This is a genomic window from Nocardioides cavernae, from assembly GCF_016907475.1.
GTDB classification, from domain to species: domain Bacteria; phylum Actinomycetota; class Actinomycetes; order Propionibacteriales; family Nocardioidaceae; genus Nocardioides; species Nocardioides cavernae.
In genome coordinates this window covers 228161-247235 of record NZ_JAFBCA010000001.1, presented here as the reverse complement: position 1 = coordinate 247235, position 19075 = coordinate 228161, and the positions used below count along the sequence as shown (strand labels likewise).

Annotated in this window: 14 protein-coding genes; 11 read left to right on the top strand and 3 right to left on the bottom strand. The window is 70.7% G+C overall.

Translation table 11 applies throughout. The features are described 5' to 3' along the window. Window positions 1-70 precede the first annotated feature (70 nt). Window positions 71-358 (top strand): WhiB family transcriptional regulator, encoded by a 288-nt coding sequence (locus JOD65_RS01210; RefSeq protein ID WP_191194136.1) that lies wholly within the window; start codon window positions 71-73, stop codon window positions 356-358. Here the strand turns inward: JOD65_RS01210 and bagB are convergent. Both bagB and bagA read right to left on the bottom strand, forming a co-directional pair. Next, window positions 344-1495 carry an ArsA family ATPase gene (gene bagB / locus JOD65_RS01205; protein ID WP_191194137.1) on the bottom strand — a complete coding sequence of 384 codons (1152 nt, stop codon included), beginning with the start codon at window positions 1493-1495 and terminating at the stop codon, window positions 344-346. The genes JOD65_RS01210 and bagB overlap by 15 nt on opposite strands. Continuing rightward, window positions 1492-2517, bottom strand: a complete 1026-nt coding sequence (gene bagA / locus JOD65_RS01200) for an ATPase BagA (RefSeq protein ID WP_307820873.1) — start codon at window positions 2515-2517, stop codon at window positions 1492-1494. The genes bagB and bagA overlap by 4 nt, the downstream gene beginning before the upstream one ends. Window positions 2518-2748: 231 nt before the next feature. Between bagA and JOD65_RS01195 the strand changes: the two genes are divergently transcribed. The 4 genes from JOD65_RS01195 (at window position 2749) to JOD65_RS01180 (ending at window position 12139) form a co-directional block, all read left to right on the top strand. Continuing rightward, window positions 2749-9705, top strand: a complete 6957-nt coding sequence (locus JOD65_RS01195) for an OmpL47-type beta-barrel domain-containing protein (protein ID WP_191194139.1) — start codon at window positions 2749-2751, stop codon at window positions 9703-9705. A gap of 178 nt (window positions 9706-9883) precedes the next feature. Continuing rightward, entirely contained in the window at window positions 9884-10708 is an 825-nt protein-coding gene (locus tag JOD65_RS01190) for a CoA transferase subunit A (RefSeq protein ID WP_191194140.1), read from the top strand. 1 nt (window position 10709) lies between these two features. After that, a complete protein-coding gene (locus JOD65_RS01185) occupies window positions 10710-11378 on the top strand; it encodes a 3-oxoacid CoA-transferase subunit B (protein WP_191194141.1) in 669 nt (222 codons plus the stop codon). 392 nt (window positions 11379-11770) lie between these two features. Continuing rightward, a complete protein-coding gene (locus JOD65_RS01180; protein ID WP_191194142.1) occupies window positions 11771-12139 on the top strand; it encodes an SPFH domain-containing protein in 369 nt (122 codons plus the stop codon). Window positions 12140-12213: 74 nt separating this feature from the next. Here the strand turns inward: JOD65_RS01180 and JOD65_RS01175 are convergent, their stop codons facing one another. Then, window positions 12214-12612, bottom strand: a complete 399-nt coding sequence (locus JOD65_RS01175) for a VOC family protein (protein WP_191194143.1) — start codon at window positions 12610-12612, stop codon at window positions 12214-12216. Between the two features lie 194 nt (window positions 12613-12806). On the opposite strand from JOD65_RS01175, the gene JOD65_RS01170 reads away from it, so the two are divergent. From JOD65_RS01170 to JOD65_RS01145, 6 genes are all read left to right on the top strand, one after another. Then, complete coding sequence (locus tag JOD65_RS01170) at window positions 12807-13862, top strand: LLM class flavin-dependent oxidoreductase (RefSeq protein WP_191194144.1); 1056 nt, start codon at window positions 12807-12809, stop codon at window positions 13860-13862. A gap of 123 nt (window positions 13863-13985) precedes the next feature. Then, window positions 13986-15035 carry an ABC transporter substrate-binding protein gene (locus tag JOD65_RS01165; RefSeq protein ID WP_191194145.1) on the top strand — a complete coding sequence of 350 codons (1050 nt, stop codon included), beginning with the start codon at window positions 13986-13988 and terminating at the stop codon, window positions 15033-15035. After that, window positions 15035-15883: an ABC transporter permease gene (locus JOD65_RS01160; RefSeq protein WP_191194146.1), complete on the top strand. Its 849-nt coding sequence runs from the start codon at window positions 15035-15037 to the stop codon at window positions 15881-15883. Before JOD65_RS01165 ends, JOD65_RS01160 begins: the two co-directional genes overlap by 1 nt. After that, a complete protein-coding gene (locus JOD65_RS01155; protein WP_191194147.1) occupies window positions 15859-16662 on the top strand; it encodes an ABC transporter ATP-binding protein in 804 nt (267 codons plus the stop codon). The genes JOD65_RS01160 and JOD65_RS01155 overlap by 25 nt, the downstream gene beginning before the upstream one ends. Beyond that, entirely contained in the window at window positions 16659-18002 is a 1344-nt protein-coding gene (locus JOD65_RS01150; RefSeq protein ID WP_191194148.1) for an LLM class flavin-dependent oxidoreductase, read from the top strand. Before JOD65_RS01155 ends, JOD65_RS01150 begins: the two co-directional genes overlap by 4 nt. Then, window positions 17999-19048 carry an aldo/keto reductase gene (locus JOD65_RS01145; RefSeq protein ID WP_191194149.1) on the top strand — a complete coding sequence of 350 codons (1050 nt, stop codon included), beginning with the start codon at window positions 17999-18001 and terminating at the stop codon, window positions 19046-19048. Before JOD65_RS01150 ends, JOD65_RS01145 begins: the two co-directional genes overlap by 4 nt. The last annotated feature ends 27 nt before the right edge of the window (window positions 19049-19075 follow it).

Genomic DNA, 19075 nt, shown 5'->3' with positions numbered 1-19075 from the left:
TCATTCTGAGTCAGGGATGGCCGCTATGGGGGCGGCCGACGGGCTCGACAATCACCGTGGGGTTTGACTTATGTGGGTCGAGGACTGGGCAGCACGCGCCGCATGCAAGGGCGACACGCCGGACGCACTGTTCGTGCGTGGCGCGGAGCAGAACAAGGCCAAGCAGGTCTGTGCGGGATGCCCCGTCCGGACCGAGTGCCTCGCCGAGGCGCTGGACAACCAGATCGAGTGGGGTGTCTGGGGCGGGATGACCGAGCGTGAGCGCCGTGCGCTGCTCCGCCGTCGCCCCGGTTCGTCGTGGCGCACCATCCTCGAGACGGCCCGCACCAAGGTCGAGGCTCCCTCAGTCTCTGTCTGATCCCTGGCTCGACAGGCTCTCGCCGATCGCGCGCAGGCCGTCGAGGTCGTGGACGTCGCTCGCCATCGCGGGCACGACCGCGGTCGGCACCTTCGGGTGGGCAGCAGCGAAGCGCTCGCGCAGGTGCTGCTCGCGCTCGATGATGCGGACCCGGTCGGCGTGGAGCCGGAGCAGGCCGGCGGTCAGTGACGAGGAGTCGCCCGACTGCAGCCGGTCGGCTGCGGTGATCGCCGCCTCCGCCGACAGCTCGGTGCGTGCCGACGGGCTGGCCCGGTTGACGACCAGGCCCGCCAGCGGCATGTCGTCGTCGGTGAGCCGGTCGACGAAGTACGCCGCCTCGCGCAGCGCGTCCGGCTCCGGTGCCGCGACCACGACGAAGGCCGTGCCGTCGGCCTGGAGCAGGGCGAACGTCTTGTCCGCCCGCTGGCGGAAGCCGCCGAAGAGGGTGTCGAAGGCCGCGACGAACGTCTGCATGTCGCGCAGCACCTGCGCCCCGAGCACCTTGGTGAGCGCGTTGGTCACGACCGAGAAACCGGCCGTCATCAGCTTGGCCGGTCCGCGGGCCGGGGCGAGCAGCAGCCGGATGAAGCGACCGTCGAGGAAGCTGGACAGCCGCTCCGGGGCGTCGAGGAAGTCGAGCGCGGAACGCGACGGGGGGGTGTCGACCACGATCAGGTCGTGGCTGCCATCGGCCAGTGCCTGCCGGTGCAGCTGGCCCAGCTTCTCCATCGCCATGTACTCCTGCGTGCCCGCGAACGAGCTCGACAGCGCGACGTAGAACGGGTTCTCCAGGATCTGCTTGGCCTTCTCCGGGCTGGCCTGCGACTCGACCACCTCGTCGAAGGTGCGCTTCATGTCGAGCATCATCGCGTCGAGCGACCCGCCCGCGGCCGCGTCGACGGCCGCGACCGGCCGCGGGGTGTTGTCGAGCTGACCGATGCCCATCGACTGCGCGAGCCGACGCGCCGGATCGATGGTCAGTACGACCACCCTGCGCCCCCGCTCGGCGGCGCGCAGTGCGAGCGCGGCGGACGTCGTGGTCTTGCCGACACCGCCGGCACCGCAGCACACGATGATCTCGGTGGTCCGGTCGTCGAGCAGCGCGTCGACGTCCAGCACGGGTGGGGTGGTCGTCATGCCATTCCTTGCTTCCGCAGCAGCTCGGCCAGCTCGACGAGCGCGCCCTGGTCGATCCCACTGGCGAGGCGCGGCAGCTCGTAGGTGGGCACCCTCTCGCCTGCGACGAGCTCGCGCTGCTCGTCCTCGAGGTGACGTCGTACGGCGTGGTCGCGCGCCTCGGCGACGAGCGACTCCACGAGGCCGGCGTCGACGTCGACCCGGGCCCGGGTCAGCTCGGAGGTGACCGCGGTCGGGTCGACGGTGTCGTCGCGCACCTGCGCCAGCGCGCTCGGGCTGAGGACCTGCGGTCGCACCAGGTTGACGACGACGCCTCCGACGGGCAGGCCCGCCGCGCGGAGCTCGGCGATGCCGTCCGAGGTCTCCTGGACGGGCATCTCCTCCAGGATCGTGACGACGTGCACGGCCGTACGCGGTGAGCGCAGCAGGTCCATCACCTTGTCGGCCTGGGTCTTGATCGGGCCCACCTTGGCGAGTCCGGCCAGCTCGGAGTTGACGCCGAGGAACTGGCAGATGCGGCCGGTGGGCGGCGCGTCGAGCACGACGGCGTCGTACGTGATCTGGTCCTTGTGCCGACCGCCGCGGGGCCGCTGCACCGCCTCGTAGACCTTGCCGGTGAGGAGCACGTCGCGCACGCCGGGCGCGATGGTGGTGGCGAAGTCGATGACGCCGAAGCGGTCGAGCGCCTTCCCGGCCCGCCCGAGCTTGTAGTACATCGAGAGGTACTCCAGCAGCGCCGACTCGGGATCGATGTGGAGCGCATGGACCTGGCCGGCGCGTCCGTCCCGGTCGGGCGCGCCCTTGGCGATGCGGCGCTCCTCGTAGGGCAGCGGGTCGACGTCGAACATGCGGGCGATGCCCTGGCGGCCCTCGACCTCGCAGAGGAGCACGTTGCGACCGGACGTCGCCAGCGCCAGGGCCAGCGCCGCCGCGACCGTCGACTTCCCGGTGCCGCCCTTGCCGGTGACGACGTGCAGGCGCACCTTCGGCCAGTCGTCGAGGCGTTCGGCGCTGGCGGTCACGAGCCGAGGATAGCCATCGCTGGCCGGTCCGTTCCGGACGCTTCTAAGCGTGAACATGCGTCTTTGTGTCCATGCTGACCGTCTTTTGCTTGACCGGCAAACAAAAGTCTGCGAACGTCCGCACAGGACCCCTCGTGACCCACGTCACAAGCGCGTCCGCTCCTCTTTGCTCGTGTACGCCCGCACCGCCGTACTCATCCGCCGTACTCACCAGCCTCTGGAGGCCTTGGGATGTCACCCACCACCCCGCGACGACGGATCGCCCGGCGATCCACCGTCGGCACCGCGCTGACCGCCGTCTTCGCGCTCGTCGGCAGCGTCCTGCTCGGCGTCGCCACAGCTCTGCCCGCGCAGGCCCACGACGGGCACGGGCACGTGCTGATCTTCACCGAGGACGCCGCTGGGGACTGGCACGACGCCGCCATCGCCCAGGGGACGCCGAAGGTGAAGGCGGCGCTCGAGGCGGAGGGAATGGCCGTCACGGTCGTCCACAAGGAGACGGCCGGCGGCTCGGAGGCGGTGTTCACCGACGAGGGCCTCGCGCCGTTCGACGCGATCCTCGTCTTCCAGGCCAACGGCGACCCATGGAACGCCTCGGAGAAGGCGGCGCTCGAGCGCTGGCACGCGGCGGGCAACGGCATCGCGGCGGTGCACAACGCCCTGGACATGCGCGGGAACTACCCCTGGTGGGACAACATGGTCGGCTCCCTGATGCCCGGTCACGCACCCACCGGCACCGACCCCGGCCCGTCCGGCGTCGTGCGCAACGAGGACACCACGCACCCGTCCACCAAGCACTTCGAGGACACCGAGTCGGTGACCCGCTGGACCCGCAACGACGAGTGGTACAACTTCTCGAACAACGTCCGTGGCACGGCCCACATCCTCCAGACGATGGACGAGTCGACCTACTCCGGCGGCAACCAGGGCTACGACCACCCGATCAGCTGGTGCAAGCCCTACGAGGGCGGCCGCTTCTGGGCCACCGCGCTGGGCCACTTCCCCTCGCACTACGACGAGCCGGAGTTCATGGCGCAGATCGTCGGTGGCGTGAAGTACGCCGCCGGCCTCGAGGAGGGCGACTGCGGCGGAACCGTGTGGAGCAACTACGAGCGCATCCCGCTCGACCAGAACACCTCCGCCCCCTTCGCGATCGACGTCGCCGACGACGGCAAGGTCTTCTACACCGAGCTCGTCCGCGGCCAGCTGCGGATGTACGACCCGGAGTCCCAGGCCGTGACCACGGTGCTGTCGCTCCCCGTCTACTCCGGTGGTGAGGACGGCCTGCTCGGCGTTGCCCTCGACCCCGACTTCACGACCAACGGACACATCTTCCTCTACCGCTCGGCCGAGTCCCCGGACAACGCGAACCCCGACAACTTCTGGTCCACCGTCTCCCGCTTCACGTTCGAGAGCGGGTCGGTCGACCCCGCGTCGGAGAAGGTGATCATCAAGATCCCCGCCCGCCGCCTGCCTGACGAGCCCGGCCACACCGGTGGCGGCCTCGACATCGACGACAAGGGCAACCTGTTCATCGGTGTCGGCGACGACGTCAACCCCCACTCCGAGCCGTCAGGCGGCTACGCCCCGCTCTCCGAGCGCGCCGGCACGTTCCACGACGCCCGCGAGACCTCGGCCAACACCAACGACCTGCGCGGCAAGATCCTGCGCATCACGCCGGTCGACGAGCCGGGTCAGCCCGGCGTCGGGTCCAGCTACACCGTCCCGGACGGCAACCTGTTCCCCGAGGCCGAGGACGCCGGGCGCGACAAGACCCTGCCCGAGATCTACGCGATGGGCTTCCGCAACCCGTTCCGGTTCTCCATCGACAACGAGACCGGCTGGCTGAGCATGGCCGACTACTCGCCCGACAACGGCACCGACGCCCCCGCCACGCGCGGTCCCGCCGGCATCGCCGAGTGGAACCTGATCAAGAGCGCGGGCAACTACGGCTGGCCGATGTGCATGGGCGGCAACCACCAGGGCCAGAACCCCAACGGTGAGCCGTTCCGCGACGTCGACTACGGCAGCACCACTCCGCTGAACCCGCCGGTCGTCGGTGACTACTTCGACTGCGCCAACCCCGTCAACGACTCGGTGCGCAACACCGGCCTGACCAACCTGCCTCCGGCTCGCGCGGCCGACATGTACTACGGCTACCGCCGCTCGTCGGTCGGCGCCATCCCGCAGGGCGGCGGTCTCGCCCCCATGGGCGGGCCGGTCTACCGCTACGACGAGGAGCTGGAGTCGGACACCAAGTTCCCGAAGTCGTTCGACGGCAAGCCGTTCTTCTACGACTGGGCGCGCAACAAGATGTACAACATCCAGCTCAAGAACCCGGCTGCGGCCGCGGGCGCGTCGCAGGTGGAGAAGGTCAACCCGTTCCTCCCCGACGTGCCGTTCCTGGCCCCGATCGACTCGAAGTTCGGTCCCGACGGATCGATGTACGTCCTGGACTGGGGCGGCGGCTACGGCCGTGACAACCCGACCTCGGGCCTCTACCGCATCGACTACATCAGCGGGTCCCGCTCGCCGATCGCCCGCATCGACGCCACTCCCGACTCGGGACAGGCCGACCTCGAGGTCTCCTTCGACGGCTCGCGCTCCAGCGACCCCGAGGAGGAGGAGCTGTCCTACGCGTGGGACTTCGACGGCGACGGCGCCACCGACGCCACCGGGGTGACCGCGACCCACACCTACACCGAGAACGGCGTCTTCAACGCCCGCCTCACCGTCACCGACCCGGCCGACAAGTCCGGTACGACGACGGTCCCGATCACGGTCGGCAACACGCGACCGGTGGTCGAGCTCGAGACCCCGCCGAACGGCGCGTTCTTCGACTTCGGCGACGAGGTCAGCTGGGACGTGGAGGTCACCGATCCCGAGGAGGAGACGGTCGACCCGCAGGCCGTCGAGGTGCAGCCGGCGCTGGGCCACGACGACCACGCCCACCCGCTGGTCGCCTCGCGCGGCTTCACGGGCAGCACCGTCACGAGCATCGGCGGCCACGCGGCCGACGAGAACATCTTCTACGCGATCGACGCCCGCTACAGCGACACCGGTGGCGCCGACGGCGAGAACCCGCTCCTGGGCTCTGACACCGCGGTGATCTTCCCGAAGCTGCGGCAGGCCGAGTGGTTCGACGCCAAGTCGGGCACCGCCACCCTGGCGCCGGGCCGTGACGCGGCCGGTGGCGGTCAGGTCGTGGTCGGCAAGGACGGCGCCTGGCTGCAGTTCGAGCCGGTCAGCTTCCACCAGATCGACACCTACAACCTGCGGGTCCAGGCCAACGCCGCGGGCGGCACCATCGAGCTGCGCAAGGGCAGCCCGACCGGTGACGTCGTCGGCACGGCCGAGGTCCCGGCGACCGGCCTGCAGTACCGCGACGTCGCGGTCGACGTCAGCGAGGTCGGCAGCGAGACGATGGACCTCTACCTGGTCTTCACCGGGTCGAACGACATCAAGCTCAACTTCATGGAGGCCATGGGCCAGGGCATCTCGCCCACCGCCTCCCCGCTGGTCGCCATCACCGACCCGACCGACGGCGACAAGGTCGACCCGGGTGCCCAGGTCGCGATCGCGGCCGAGGCCACCGACGCCGACGGCTCGGTCGCCAAGGTCGAGTTCTTCGCCGGTGACACCAAGATCGGTGAGGCCACCAGCGCGCCGTACACGGTGAGCTGGACCGCTCCGGCCGAGGAGGGTCTCTACGACATCACCGCCAGGGCGACGGACGACGACGGCAACACCACGACGTCGCGACTGGTGCAGGTGCAGGTGGGCGAGCTCTTCGGCGACCTGGTCCCGTTCACCAACGTCAACGGTGAGTTCGAGCGGCTCGGCGCCGGTCAGTTCCGCATCTCCGGTGCGGGCGCCAACGCCTGGCAGGGCACCGACCAGTACACGACGCTCTACCAGCCGGGCGCGGGTGACGACGAGTACGACGCCGTCGTACGCGTCGACGCCAGCACCCTGGCCAACAACTCGGGCAAGGCGGGCCTCATCATCCGCAACGACATGACGCAGCCCGGCACCTCGCCCGGCTACGCCATGCTCGCGTGGCGTCGCGCCGCCGGGATGGAGTTCCTCACCGACCCCGACGGCAACGGCCAGCTCAACGCCTCCATCGCCGGAGGCACCAGCACCGTCCCGAAGTGGCTGAAGCTCAGCCGTCGCGGCGACCAGGTGTCGGCGTACTGGTCCAACAACGGCACCACGTGGACGCAGATCGGGACGGCCGCGACCCTGGCCAACATCGGCGACACACAGGACGTCGGCTTCTTCATCATGGCCCACGAGTCCGCGGTCCGGACCGCCGACTTCTCGCAGTTCGCTGTCGACAGCGACCCGCAGGAGCCGGAGCCGGAGCCGGAGACCCCGGGCCAGCCGCTGACCTGTGCCACCGGCCCGGTCTCCGACGAGTTCGACTCGCCGGCGCTGCTGCCCAAGTGGGCGATGCGCAACGCTCCGGGTGCCCCCATCACCCAGGCCGGCGGCTCGCTCCGCCTGCCGGTCGCGAACGGTGACATCAACGAGGCGAGCGAGGGTCCGGTCAGCTTCGCCGGCCAGCCCGTGCCCGCCGGCGACTGGACCGCGACCACGAAGCTCACTCTCGAGCACAGCTCGCACTGGCAGTGGGCGGGCCTGGTCGTGCACCAGTCGGACAACGAGTACAACAAGATCGCGTTCGTCCGGCACCAGAACGGCACGCGCCTCGTGGAGTTCCAGTCCGAGACCAACGGCACGCGCACCACGCCTGCCGCCCCGGTCGTGGCCACGGACTTCCCGAGCACCATCCAGCTCCGGCTCACCAACGTGGGCGGCAAGCTGACCGGTGCCTACTCGGCCGACGGGTCCACCTGGACCGCGCTCGCCGGCACGCTCGACCTCAAGACCGGGTCTGGTGCGCGGATCGGGCTGATGGCGGCCGGCGACCTCGGCACCACGCCGCGCGTGGCGCAGGTCGACTGGTTCCGCGTGACGCCGGACCGCACGGCGCCGGCCTTCGAGGCCGACGACGAGTTCGACGGCACCGCGCTGGACGGCTGCCGCTGGGCGGAGTCGGTGCGTTACAGCTCCACCACGGCGTCGGTGGCCGACGGTCACCTCAAGATCGGGACGGAGCCGGGCGACATCAACGGCAACAACCCGGTCCAGCCGCGCAACTTCATCCTGCAGGACGCGCCCGAGGGCGACTGGGTGGCCGAGACCAAGCTCAAGGCCCCGCTCAAGCACCGCTACCAGCTGGCGGGCCTGCTGATGTACGGCAACGACGACAACTACGCCAAGGCCGACATCGTGGCCTACAACGCGCCCGGCAGCGCGCTCGACCTCAGGGCCGAGCTCGCCGCGGAGAAGGGCGGCAACGGCGTCGGGGGCGGTGACGCGATCAACATCCCCGACACCACCGAGAGCGGCTACTGGTGGGTGCAGGTGACCAAGGTCGGCACGACCTACACCGCAGCGGTGAAGTCGACCGCGGGTGCCTCGTGGACGCCCATCGGCGACGGCATCACCTACGACGGACCGCTCAACTCCCTCGGAGTGATGGCGATCGGTCCCGAGCAGGAGGAGCCGGTCACGGTCGAGTTCGACTACTTCCACCTCGACACCGAGGAGGAGCCGCCGGCCGACACGACCGCTCCGGTCACCACCGCCACCCAGGCCGTGGTCGAGGACGGCGTGCAGGTCACGCTCACGGCCACCGACGAGACCGGCGGTTCGGGCGTCGCTTCGATCGAGCACCGGATCGACGAGGGCGAGTGGACCGACTACACGGCTCCGTTCGTGGTCAGCGAGCCCGGCACCCACACGGTCGAGTTCCGCTCGACCGACGTGGCCGGCAACGAGGAGGCCGTCAAGAGCCTCGAGGTGGTCGTCGAGGCCGCCGACGAGGACGCGCCGAGCACCACCATCACCTGGACGCCCGCCACGGCCGACGGTGAGCAGGGCTGGTACGTCACCGCTCCGAGCTTCACGCTCGCCGCGGAGGACGACGGCTCGGTGGCGTCGACCGAGTACCGCCTCGACGGCGGTGCCTGGACGACGTACGGCGCAGAGGTGCCGGTCGTCGACGGCACGCACACGGTCGAGTACCGCTCGACCGACGGGGCCGGCAACGTCGAGGACGTCCAGTCCGCGCAGGTGAAGGTCGACACGGTGACCCCGGCGACCGGGGCCACGCACGAGAAGGCGCCGAACGGGGTGCGGGTGGTGCTCGATGCCACCGACGGCACCTCGGGTGTCGCGGGGACCGAGATCAAGGTCGACCAGGGTGCCTGGAAGGCCTACACCGCCCCGGTCGTGGTGACCGGCGCCGGTGACCACACGGTCCGTTTCCGCTCCACCGACGTCGCCGGCAACGTGGAGGAGGAGCAGTCCCTCGCGGTCACCGTCGACCCCGACGGACCGACCCCCGACACGACCGCTCCGGTGACCACCGTGCGGACCGACCCGGGCTCGCCCGACGGCAGCGCCGGCTGGTTCACCACGGCTCCGAAGGTCACGCTCGCCGCGACCGACGCGGGCTCCGGCGTGGCACGCACCGAGTACCGCATCGGCAACGGCGCGTGGACGGCGTACACCGCTCCGTTCACGGTCACCGCGCAGGGCCGCCAGGTCCTCCAGGTGCGGTCGGTCGACAAGGCCGGCAACGTCGAGACGGCGCAGTCGAAGGACATCGCGGTCGACACCGGCGAGCCGGAGGTGGCGATCTCCGGGATCCGGGCACGCACCTACCCGAGCCACAAGGCGACGGACGTGGCGTGGACGGCGACGGACGCGACGTCCGGGGTCCGGAGCGTGCGTGCGGTGCTCGACGGCGAGACCGTCGAGGCCGGCGTGTGGCAGATGTGGACGCTGTCCGCGGGTCGCCACGTCCTGACGGTCACGGCCACGGACGTCGCCGGCAACACCAGCTCGCGCACGGTGGTCTTCACCGTCCAGCCGACCGGCAAGTCGCTGAAGAACGTGGTGAGGACCGTGGCCTCCGACGGCGAGATCGGTCCCAAGCTCGCCAACAAGCTGCTGCAGGCCGACAAGGACGCCCGCAAGGCCGAGAAGTCGGGCAACCGGAAGGCAGCGAAGAAGGAGCTGAAGGCGCTGCGCAAGCTGGTCCGCACGAAGGTCGACGGGGAGCTCCGCGCCGCCCTGCTCGCCCAGGTGAAGGAGCGCCTGGCCAAGCGATGACGCCGCAGGACCGGCACTGAGACTGGCCGGGCCCGGGGAGGGTGCCTCTTCCCCGGGTCCGGCTGTTCCATTCCGTCCCGGCCCGCCTGCGCACCCGCTCTGCCACACACCCGCCGGGCCGCACTGTGGTGCCCGCCCACACGGTGGCGGCGGTCACACCCCCGCTAGGGTCTCGGGCATGGACAAAGTGGTCTCTTCCGCGGCCGAGGCGGTCGCCGACATCCCGGACGGCGCGACCCTCGCGGTCGGTGGGTTCGGCCTCTCCGGCATCCCCTCGGTGCTCATCGACGCGATCCTCGAGGCGGGCACGACCGACCTCGAGGCGGTCTCCAACAACTGTGGCGTGGACGAGTGGGGCCTGGGCCGGCTGCTCTTCGCCAAGCGGATCCGGCGGATGATCTCCTCCTACGTCGGGGAGAACAAGGAGTTCGCCCGGCAGTACCTCTCCGGCGAGCTCGAGGTCGAGCTCACGCCGCAGGGAACCCTCGCCGAGCGGATGCGCGCAGGAGGCTCGGGGATCCCGGGCTTCTACACCGCGACCGGGGTCGGCACCCAGGTCGCCGAGGGCGGCCTGCCGTGGAAGTACGACGACGCGGGCAACGTGATCGTCTCGTCGCCGCCGAAGGAGACCAAGGTGTTCTCCACCGCGGAGGGGGACAGGGAGTACGTCCTGGAGGAGGCGATCGTCGCCGACTTCGGGCTGGTGCGGGCCTGGAAGGGCGACCGGCACGGCAACCTGATCTACCGGCAGTCCGCGCGCAACTTCAACCCGCTCGCCGCGATGTGCGGCCGGGTGACGATCGCGGAGGTCGAGGAGCTCGTCGAGCCCGGCGAGCTCGACCCGAACGACATCCACACCCCCGGCGTCTACGTGCAGCGGGTCGTGCAGCTGACGCCCGAGCAGGCGGCGGATAAGAAGATCGAGCGGGTCACCACGCGGCCGAGGCCCTCGTCGGGCGACGCGCTGGTGGACGACGCGGCGACGCACGGACTGGGAGGCTGACATGAGCTGGACGCGTGAGGAGATGGCGGCCCGGGCCGCCTCGGAGCTTCAGGACGGCTCCTACGTGAACCTCGGGATAGGGCTGCCGACGTTGGTGCCGAACTATGTCGGCGACGACGTGGAGCTGGTGCTGCAGAGCGAGAACGGCATCCTCGGGGTGGGGGCGTACCCGTTCGAGGGCGAGGAGGACCCCGACCTGATCAACGCGGGCAAGGAGACGGTGACGCTGCGCAAGGGTGCGTCGTTCTTCGACTCCGCGCAGTCGTTCGGGATGATCCGCGGCGGCAAGATCGACGCCGCGATCCTCGGCGCCATGCAGGTCTCCGCGGTCGGTGACATCGCCAACTGGATGATCCCGGGCAAGATGGTCAAGGGCATGGGTGGCGCGATGGACCTGGTCCACGGCGCCAAGCGGGTGATCGTGCTGATGGAGCACACCGCGAAGGACGGGTCGTTGAAGATCCTCGACGAGTGTGACCTGCCCTACACCGGCAAGCGCGTGGTCCAGCGGATCATCACCGACCTCGCGGTCATCGACGTGATCGACCCGACGACCGGCGAGGTCGCCCCCTCGGGCACCCTCGGCGACCGGGCGCTCCGGCTCGTCGAGCTCGCCCCCGGCGTCACCGAGGACGAGGTGCGGGAGAAGACGCAGCCGCCGCTGGTCTGAGCGCGGCGGCACCGTCGCCGGACCCACGAGCCGACAGCTCGGCGGTCAGGTCACAGATCCGCAACGACCGGACTTCTCAGGCTGCGCGGGGTAATCGTTCAAGGGTCCTTCAGGCGCGCTTGGTTGAGTCCTCCTCGGCGGTGGCCCGACAGAAACCCCCGTAGGACGTCGGGTCACCGTCCCACCAGCCCAGCCCCCCGGAGGCGCATCGACGCCTCGACCTCGTACGCTGCCGATGACACCGGCCGCGGGGGGATGGAGGGAGAACGCACGTGCTGAGCCAGGAAGACGCCGCAGATGTCCGCAGTGCAGCGGACGACCATCGAGACGACTCCTCAGGGCAGATCGTGGTGCCGGGGCAACGTTCGCCCTCGGCAGCACGGCTGCTGGAGATGACGGCCCGCGACACCGATCAGTGGCGCTCCGACGCCCGGGCCGAGGCGGCGAAGATCGTCGCCGCAGCCCGGGACGAGGCGGATGCGCTGGTGCGTTCGGCGCAGGGAGAGGCCACGGGCATGGTCGAGGCCGCCCGACTCGAGGCGGCGCGGACGGTGGACGAGGCGCGAGCGACTGCCGATGGAGTGCAGGCGGAGTCAGAGAAGCAGCGCACGCGAGGGGAGACGGAGGTCGCTCGTCTCCAGCAGGTGGCGGCAGACCACGCGCAGCACCTCCGTCGACACCTGAGCGACATGCTGGACCGACTCGACTCCGCTCCCGCTCAGGCGCAGCTCGACAGGGGAGGCGACTCCCAGCCCGGGTAGGGGTGCAGTCAGAGCGGGACTTCCAGCTCGACCTGGGCAGGCCGGCGCTCCCCGATCAGGCGGTCCGTCGCTGCTCAGGGCTGGTAGCCCTCGCCGCCAGCGCTGGCCGACCAGTCGGGGAGCTCCTGGAGCGACCAGCCGTTGCCGTCGGGGTCGGCGAAGAAGACGAAGCGACCCCAGGCCAGCTCGTCGACCTCGCTGACCTCGATGCCGCGCTCGACCAGCTCGGCGCGTACGGCGTCGGCATCGGCGACGACCGCCTGGAGGTTGTCCAGTGACCCGGGCTCGAGCTGCGTGAGCCCCTTGCCGATCGCGATCGAGCACGCCGATCCGGGAGGGGTGAGCTGCACGAATCGCACGTCGTCGCTCACCACCTGGTCGTGGTCGACGACGAAGCCGACCTTCTCGTAGAACTCCTTGGCCCGGTCGACGTCGGTCACGGGCACCATCACCAGCTCCAGCTTCATGTCCATGACCCGAGGCTAGGACTCCTTCAGGCCATCCGCTGACCGCTTTGCCGCGGTATCTGCGGACGCCACGGTCGACAGCGGCCCCATCTCCCACCACCACGTCCTCAGGTATCGCCATGTGGGCGTGGGAAGGCGGTGCACCTGGCCAGGTGTGCTATCTGTAGTAACCCAGTAAAGATTACGCAGAAAGGCGGACGATGGAGTTCCTCTGGTACATCCCCAACCAGGTGACGGCCGGGCACCGGCTCGACGACACGGTCGCGGGGCACAACAGCCTCCCGCGCCTGACGGCGCTCGCTCGCCTGACCGAGGAGCACGGGTGGGGAGGGGCGCTGATCGGCACCGGCTGGAAGCGGCCGGACACCTTCACGGTCGCCACCGCGCTGGCTGCCGCCACGACGACGTTCAACCCGCTGATCGCGATCCGGCCGGGCTACTGGACGCCGGCGCACTTCGCCTCGTCCGCATCCACGCTCGACCAGCTCAGCGGCGGTCGGGTCAAGGTGAACGTCGTGAGCGGCGCCGACCACCAGCCCCAGTACGGCGACGACGAGGGCGACCAGGCGCAGCGCTATGCCCGGACGCGCGAGTTCATGCGGCTCGTGCGGCGCTACTGGACCGAGGACGACATCACCTTCGAGGGCGCCCACTACCGGGCCGAGGGTGCGACCCTCGAGCACAAGCCGGTGGCGCGCGAGGGGAGGCCGCACCCGCAGCTCTACTTCGGCGGAGCCTCCGAGGCCGCCCAGCGCACCGCGGCCGCGGAGGCGGACGTGCAGCTCTTCTGGGGCGAGCCGCTCGACGGCGTGGCGGCGCGCATCGACCACCTCCGGACGCTGAGCACCGAGCTCGACCGCGACCTGCCGCCGCTCGAGTTCGGCCTGCGCATCACGACCCTCGTCCGCGAGACGACCGACGAGGCCTGGGCCGACGCCGAGGCGAAGGTCGCCGCGATGGCCGACGGCCAGCACGAGTGGGCCGCTGACCCCGGCCGCCGGGTGGCCGTCGGGCAGCAGCGGCTGCTCGACCTCGCCGAGAAGGGCGACGTGCTCGACGACTGTCTCTACACGGCCCCCGGTCGCGTGGGTGGCGGCGGTGCCGGCACGACCTGGCTGGTCGGCTCGCCGGACGACGTGGCCAAGGCCCTGCGTCGCTACGCCGACCTCGGCGTCAGCCACTTCGTGCTCAGCGACACGCCGTACGAGCAGGAGATCGTGCGCGTCGGCGACTCGCTGCTGCCGCTCCTGCGCTGACCTCACGCACGCACCGACACCCATCGGAGCGGGTGAACGGGAACTCCTGTCACCGCAAAGTCAGCAAAGTCTAGTCATTTACATTACTTTTGAAGTCCGCTGTTCCGAGAAGGAGTACCACTGATGCCACGACGAGGGCGCACCCGCACCCTGACCCGAGCGGCCCTGCTGGCCACCGCCGGCCTCCTGGCCCTGTCCGCCTGCGGCGGTGAGGAGGCGGGGCCCAAGCTGGAGCTCTCGGCTGCCCTGCCCGACGCGCCGTCCGACGACACCGTGCTCCGCGTCGGCGACCCGGCCACGCAGGTGGCCCTCGAGACCTCCGGGCTGATCGACGACCTGGACATCGACGTCGAGTGGGCCAACATCACCGGCGGACCCAAGACGCTCGAGGCCTTCCGCGCCGACGCGATCGACATCGGGTCGGTCGCCGACATCCCGCCGCTCTTCGCGCACTGGACCGGCACCGACGTCCGCATCGTCGCCGCTCGCGAGACGGTCGACCCGATGGAGCACCCGACCTACGAGCTCGGCGTCGCGCCCGGCGTCGACGTGGCGTCGATCGAGGACCTCAAGGGCAAGAAGATCGCCTACAGCCCCGGCCAGGCGCAGGGCGCCCTGGTGCTCAACGTGCTCCGCGAGGCGGGCCTGACCCAGGACGACGTCGAGTTCGTCGAGATGCAGAGCGTCGACGACGCGTTCTCCGTGGCTCTGGCCGGCAAGCAGGTCGACGTCGCGCCGCTCGGCCAGACGCTGGCCAAGACCTACCTGGCCAAGTACGAGCAGGACGGCGCCAGCACCATCGACCCCGGCGTGCGCGACGACGCCTGGACGCTCTACACGCCGACGACCGTGCTGGAGGACGCCGACAAGGCGGCCGCCATCAAGGAGTACGTCGCCGCCTGGGCCCAGGCCCAGCAGTGGATCTCCGACAACCCGGACGAGTTCGCCGAGGCCTACTACGTCGACCACGAGGGCCTGACGCCCGAGGACGCGCAGTACGTCGTCGAGGCGCTGGGCCAGTTCACGGTGCCGACCAGCTGGGACGACGTCATCGCCCGCCACCAGGAGACCGTCGACACGCTGGTCGAGGCGCAGGACCAGGAGCCGCTGGACGTGGAGACGCTCTACGACCGCCGCTACGAGAAGGCGATCGCGGCCGCGGTGGAGGGCTGATGACGACCCTCACCGGCAACCCGTCCGCGCCCACCCGCCCCCTCGCGGAGGCGGAGGACGTACGCCCCATCCGGCGCCGGCTCGGCCCCGGCGAGCCGATCCGCTTCGGCGGGCTCATCGGCATCGTCGTGCTGCTGGCCGCCTGGGTGGTGGGCTCCGCCACCGGGCTGCTCGACCCGCGCACGCTGACCGAGCCGTGGACGGTGCTGCAGACCGCGGGCACGCTGATCGAGAACGGCCGTCTCCAGGAGAGCCTGGTGACGTCCGGCATCCGCGCCGCCCTCGGCCTGGGCCTCGGCGTCGTCGTCGGCACGGTCCTCGCGGTGATCTCCGGCCTGTCCCGCGTCGGTGAGTCCCTCATCGACGGGCCGATCCAGGTGAAGCGCTCCATCCCGACGCTCGCGCTCATCCCGCTGCTGATCCTGTGGCTCGGCATCGGCGAGCCGATGAAGGTCATCACCATCGCGCTGGCGGTCTTCGTGCCGATCTACATCCACACCCACAACGGCCTGCGCACCATCGAGGGCAGGTACGCCGAGCTCGCCGAGACGCTCGGCGTCTCCCGCAGCGAGTTCGTGCGCCACGTCGTCCTCCCCGGCGCGATGCCCGGCTTCCTGCTCGGCCTGCGCTTCGCGGTGACGTCGTCGCTGCTCGCGCTGGTCGTGGTCGAGGTCATCAACGCCACGAGCGGGATCGGCCACATGATCACGCTCGCGTCCAACTACGGGCAGACCGACATCATCGTCGTCGGCCTGGTCGTCTACGCGCTGCTCGGCGTCTCCGCCGACGCGGTCGTCCGACTGATCGAGAGGAAGGCACTGTCATGGCGTCGTACGCTGGCGAGCTGAGCCCCCACCAGGAGCCCGCGGTGCGGATGAAGTCCCTGCACCGCAGCTTCAACGAGGCCGGTGGCGTGCTCAACGGCCTCGACCTCGACATCGCGCCAGGTGAGTTCGTGGCCCTGCTCGGGCGCAGCGGCTCGGGCAAGAGCACCCTGCTCCGCTCCCTCGCCGGCCTGGACCGCGGCGTCGCCGGCACCGGTGTCATCGAGGTCCCCGAGAAGGTGTCGGTCGTCTTCCAGGACTCCCGGCTGCTGCCGTGGAAGCGCGTCCTCGACAACGTGACGCTGGGCCTCCGCGCCGGCGACGCGTCGGACCGCGGTCGCCAGGCGCTCGCCGAGGTCGGCCTCGCCGGCCGAGAGAAGGCCTGGCCCCACGAGCTGTCCGGCGGTGAGCAGCAGCGCGCGTCGCTGGCCCGCTCGCTGGTCCGCGACCCGCAGCTGCTGCTCGCCGACGAGCCGTTCGGCGCCCTCGACGCCCTCACCCGGATCCGCATGCACACGCTGCTGCGCAAGCTGTGCGAGGTGCACCAGCCGGCCGTGCTGCTGGTGACCCACGACGTCGACGAGGCGATCGTGCTGGCCGACCGCGTCATCGTGCTCGACGGAGGCGTCGTACGCCACGACGCGCGCGTCGAGCTCGACGGCCGGCGCTCGCAGGCCGACCCGGCGTTCGCCCGGCTGCGGGCCCGGCTGCTCACCGAGCTCGGGGTCGAGGACGACCACGACGCACCGGGACGCCACCTCGACCGCCACCTCGACCGTGCGGTGGAGAGGGCGGCCTCGTGACGGGCAGGCACCTGCACCTCAACCTGTTCATCTACCCCGACGGCCACCACGAGGCGGCCTGGCGGCACCCGGACAGCGAGACCGACCGGATCCTCGACATCTCCTACTACCAGGAGCTCGCCCAGCGGGCCGAGGCCGCGAAGTTCGACGCCGTCTTCTTCGCCGACGGTCCGTCGCTGGCCGAGAACATCCAGTACGCCGCCCGCTTCCGCCTCGAGCCGATCACCGTGATGACGGCGATCGTCGCGGCGACCGAGCGGATCGGCGTGATCGGCACCGCGTCCACGACCTACACCGAGCCCTACAACCTGGCCCGGCAGTTCGCGGCGCTCGACCACCTCAGCAAGGGCCGGGCCGGCTGGAACATCGTCACCACCGGGGCCGCCAACGCGGCGCTCAACTTCGGCCTCGACGCGCACCCGCTGCACCGCGACCGCTACGAGCGGGCCGAGGAGTACGTCGACGTCATCACGAAGCTGTGGGACAGCTGGGAGGACGACGCGGTCGTCGCCGACCGGGAGAGCGGGATCTTCGCCGACCCCGACAAGATCCACCGCGTCGACCACGTCGGCAAGCACTTCCGGGTGGCAGGCCCGCTCAACGCGCCGCGGTCCCCGCAGGGCCGGCCGGTCTACGTCCAGGCCGGGTCGTCGGAGGACGGGCGATCCTTCGCCGCCCGCTGGGCCGAGGCGATCTTCACCGCGCACCAGACGCTCGGGTCGGCGCAGGAGTTCTACGCCGACATCAAGCGCCGCGCGCAGGCGCAGGGCCGCGACCCGCGAGGGCTCAAGGTGCTGCCGGGCATCAGCCCGTTCATCGGGTCCACGGCGAAGGAGGCCGAGGACCTGCAGCAGGAGTTCAACGACCTCACCCAGCCGGAGTACTCGCTGGCCCAGCTCAACCGGCTCACCGGCGTCGACCTGTCGGCGTACGACCTCGACGGGCCGTTCCCGCGCGAGGTCATCGACACCGACGAGGAGCGCAGCGAGGGCAGCCGCTTCCAGCTCGTGCTCGACATCGTCGACCGCGAGAACCCCACGCTCCGCCAGCTGTGCCACCGGCTCGCCGGGGCGCGCGGCCACCGTGTCGTCACCGGTACGCCCGACCAGGTCGCCGACACGATCCAGGAGTGGGCCGAGTCCGGCGCCGCCGACGGCTTCAACGTGATGCCGCCGTGGCTGCCCGGGGGCATCGAGGTGTTCATCGAGGAGGTCGTGCCGATCCTGCGCCGACGCGGGTTGTTCCGCATGGAGTACACCGGAACCACGCTGCGCGACCACCTCGGCCTCGAGCGCCCCGCCAGCCAGTACGCCCCGACCCAGCAGAAGGAAACCGCATGAGCAGCTTCGAGCACTACCGACCCCTGGGCCGGACCGGCGTCCAGGTCAGCCCGCTGACCCTCGGCGCGATGATGTTCGGCGCGTGGGGCAACCCCGACCACGACGAGTCGATCGCGATCATCCATCGCGCCCTCGACGCCGGCATCAACGTCATCGACACCGCCGACGTCTACGCCCGTGGTGAGTCCGAGGAGATCGTCGGCAAGGCGCTGCAGGCCCGCAGGGGCAGCCGCGACGACGTCTTCCTCGCCACCAAGTTCCACGGCAACATGCACGACGAGGATCCCAACCAGGCGGGCAACTCGCGGCGTTGGATCGTCCGCGAGGTCGAGCACTCGCTGCGCCGCCTGCAGGTCGACCACATCGACCTCTACCAGGTGCACCGGCCGCGGCCGGAGGTCGACATCGACGAGACGCTCGGTGCGCTGACCGACCTCGTCCGCCAGGGCAAGATCCGCTACATCGGCACGTCGACGTTCCTGCCCTCGCAGGTCGTCGAGGCGCAGTGGGTCGCCGAGAAGCGCCAGCGGGAGCGCCCGGCCACCGAGCAGCCGCCGTACTCGATCCTCGCCCGCGAGGTGGAGCGCGACATCCTGCCGACGGCCGAGAAGTACGGCATCGGCGTGCTCCCGTGGAGCCCGCTCGCGGGCGGCTGGCTCTCGGGCCGCTACCGCCGCGGCGAGGACCCGGCCGTGTCGTCGAGCCGGCTGAAGCGCCAGCCCGCCCGGCACGACCCGGCGTCGCCGGAGAACAAGGTCAAGCTCGAGGCGGTGTACGCGCTGCAGGAGCTCGCCGACGAGGCGGGGCTGTCGCTGATCCACCTCGCGCTCGGCTTCGTGCTCGCCCACCCGGCGGTGTCGTCGGCGATCATCGGCCCGCGCACGCTCGAGCAGCTCGAGTCGCAGCTCGGGGTGGAGAAGGTCGTCCTCACGCCCGACGTGCTCGACCGGATCGACGAGATCGTGCCGCCCGGCACGACCCTCAACGAGGCTGACCGGGGTTACGCACCGCCGGCCCTCGTGGAGGCGGCGCTGCGGCGCCGGTGACGGCCGCGGCGGGTCCGGCTTGCGTGG

What these genes read in the sequence shown, in the direction of transcription:
- JOD65_RS01210 (WP_191194136.1), top strand. Translation starts at nt 71, where the DNA reads ATGTGGGTCGAGGACTGGGCAGCACGCGCCGCATGCAAGGGCGACACG.
- JOD65_RS01175 (WP_191194143.1), bottom strand. Translation starts at nt 12,612, where the DNA reads ATGGACATGAAGCTGGAGCTGGTGATGGTGCCCGTGACCGACGTCGAC.
- JOD65_RS01155 (WP_191194147.1), top strand. Translation starts at nt 15,859, where the DNA reads ATGGCGTCGTACGCTGGCGAGCTGAGCCCCCACCAGGAGCCCGCGGTG.
- JOD65_RS01190 (WP_191194140.1), top strand. Translation starts at nt 9,884, where the DNA reads ATGGACAAAGTGGTCTCTTCCGCGGCCGAGGCGGTCGCCGACATCCCG.
- bagB (WP_191194137.1), bottom strand. Translation starts at nt 1,495, where the DNA reads ATGACGACCACCCCACCCGTGCTGGACGTCGACGCGCTGCTCGACGAC.
- JOD65_RS01195 (WP_191194139.1), top strand. Translation starts at nt 2,749, where the DNA reads ATGTCACCCACCACCCCGCGACGACGGATCGCCCGGCGATCCACCGTC.
- JOD65_RS01160 (WP_191194146.1), top strand. Translation starts at nt 15,035, where the DNA reads ATGACGACCCTCACCGGCAACCCGTCCGCGCCCACCCGCCCCCTCGCG.
- JOD65_RS01165 (WP_191194145.1), top strand. Translation starts at nt 13,986, where the DNA reads ATGCCACGACGAGGGCGCACCCGCACCCTGACCCGAGCGGCCCTGCTG.
- JOD65_RS01185 (WP_191194141.1), top strand. Translation starts at nt 10,710, where the DNA reads ATGAGCTGGACGCGTGAGGAGATGGCGGCCCGGGCCGCCTCGGAGCTT.
- JOD65_RS01145 (WP_191194149.1), top strand. Translation starts at nt 17,999, where the DNA reads ATGAGCAGCTTCGAGCACTACCGACCCCTGGGCCGGACCGGCGTCCAG.
- JOD65_RS01180 (WP_191194142.1), top strand. Translation starts at nt 11,771, where the DNA reads ATGACGGCCCGCGACACCGATCAGTGGCGCTCCGACGCCCGGGCCGAG.
- JOD65_RS01170 (WP_191194144.1), top strand. Translation starts at nt 12,807, where the DNA reads ATGGAGTTCCTCTGGTACATCCCCAACCAGGTGACGGCCGGGCACCGG.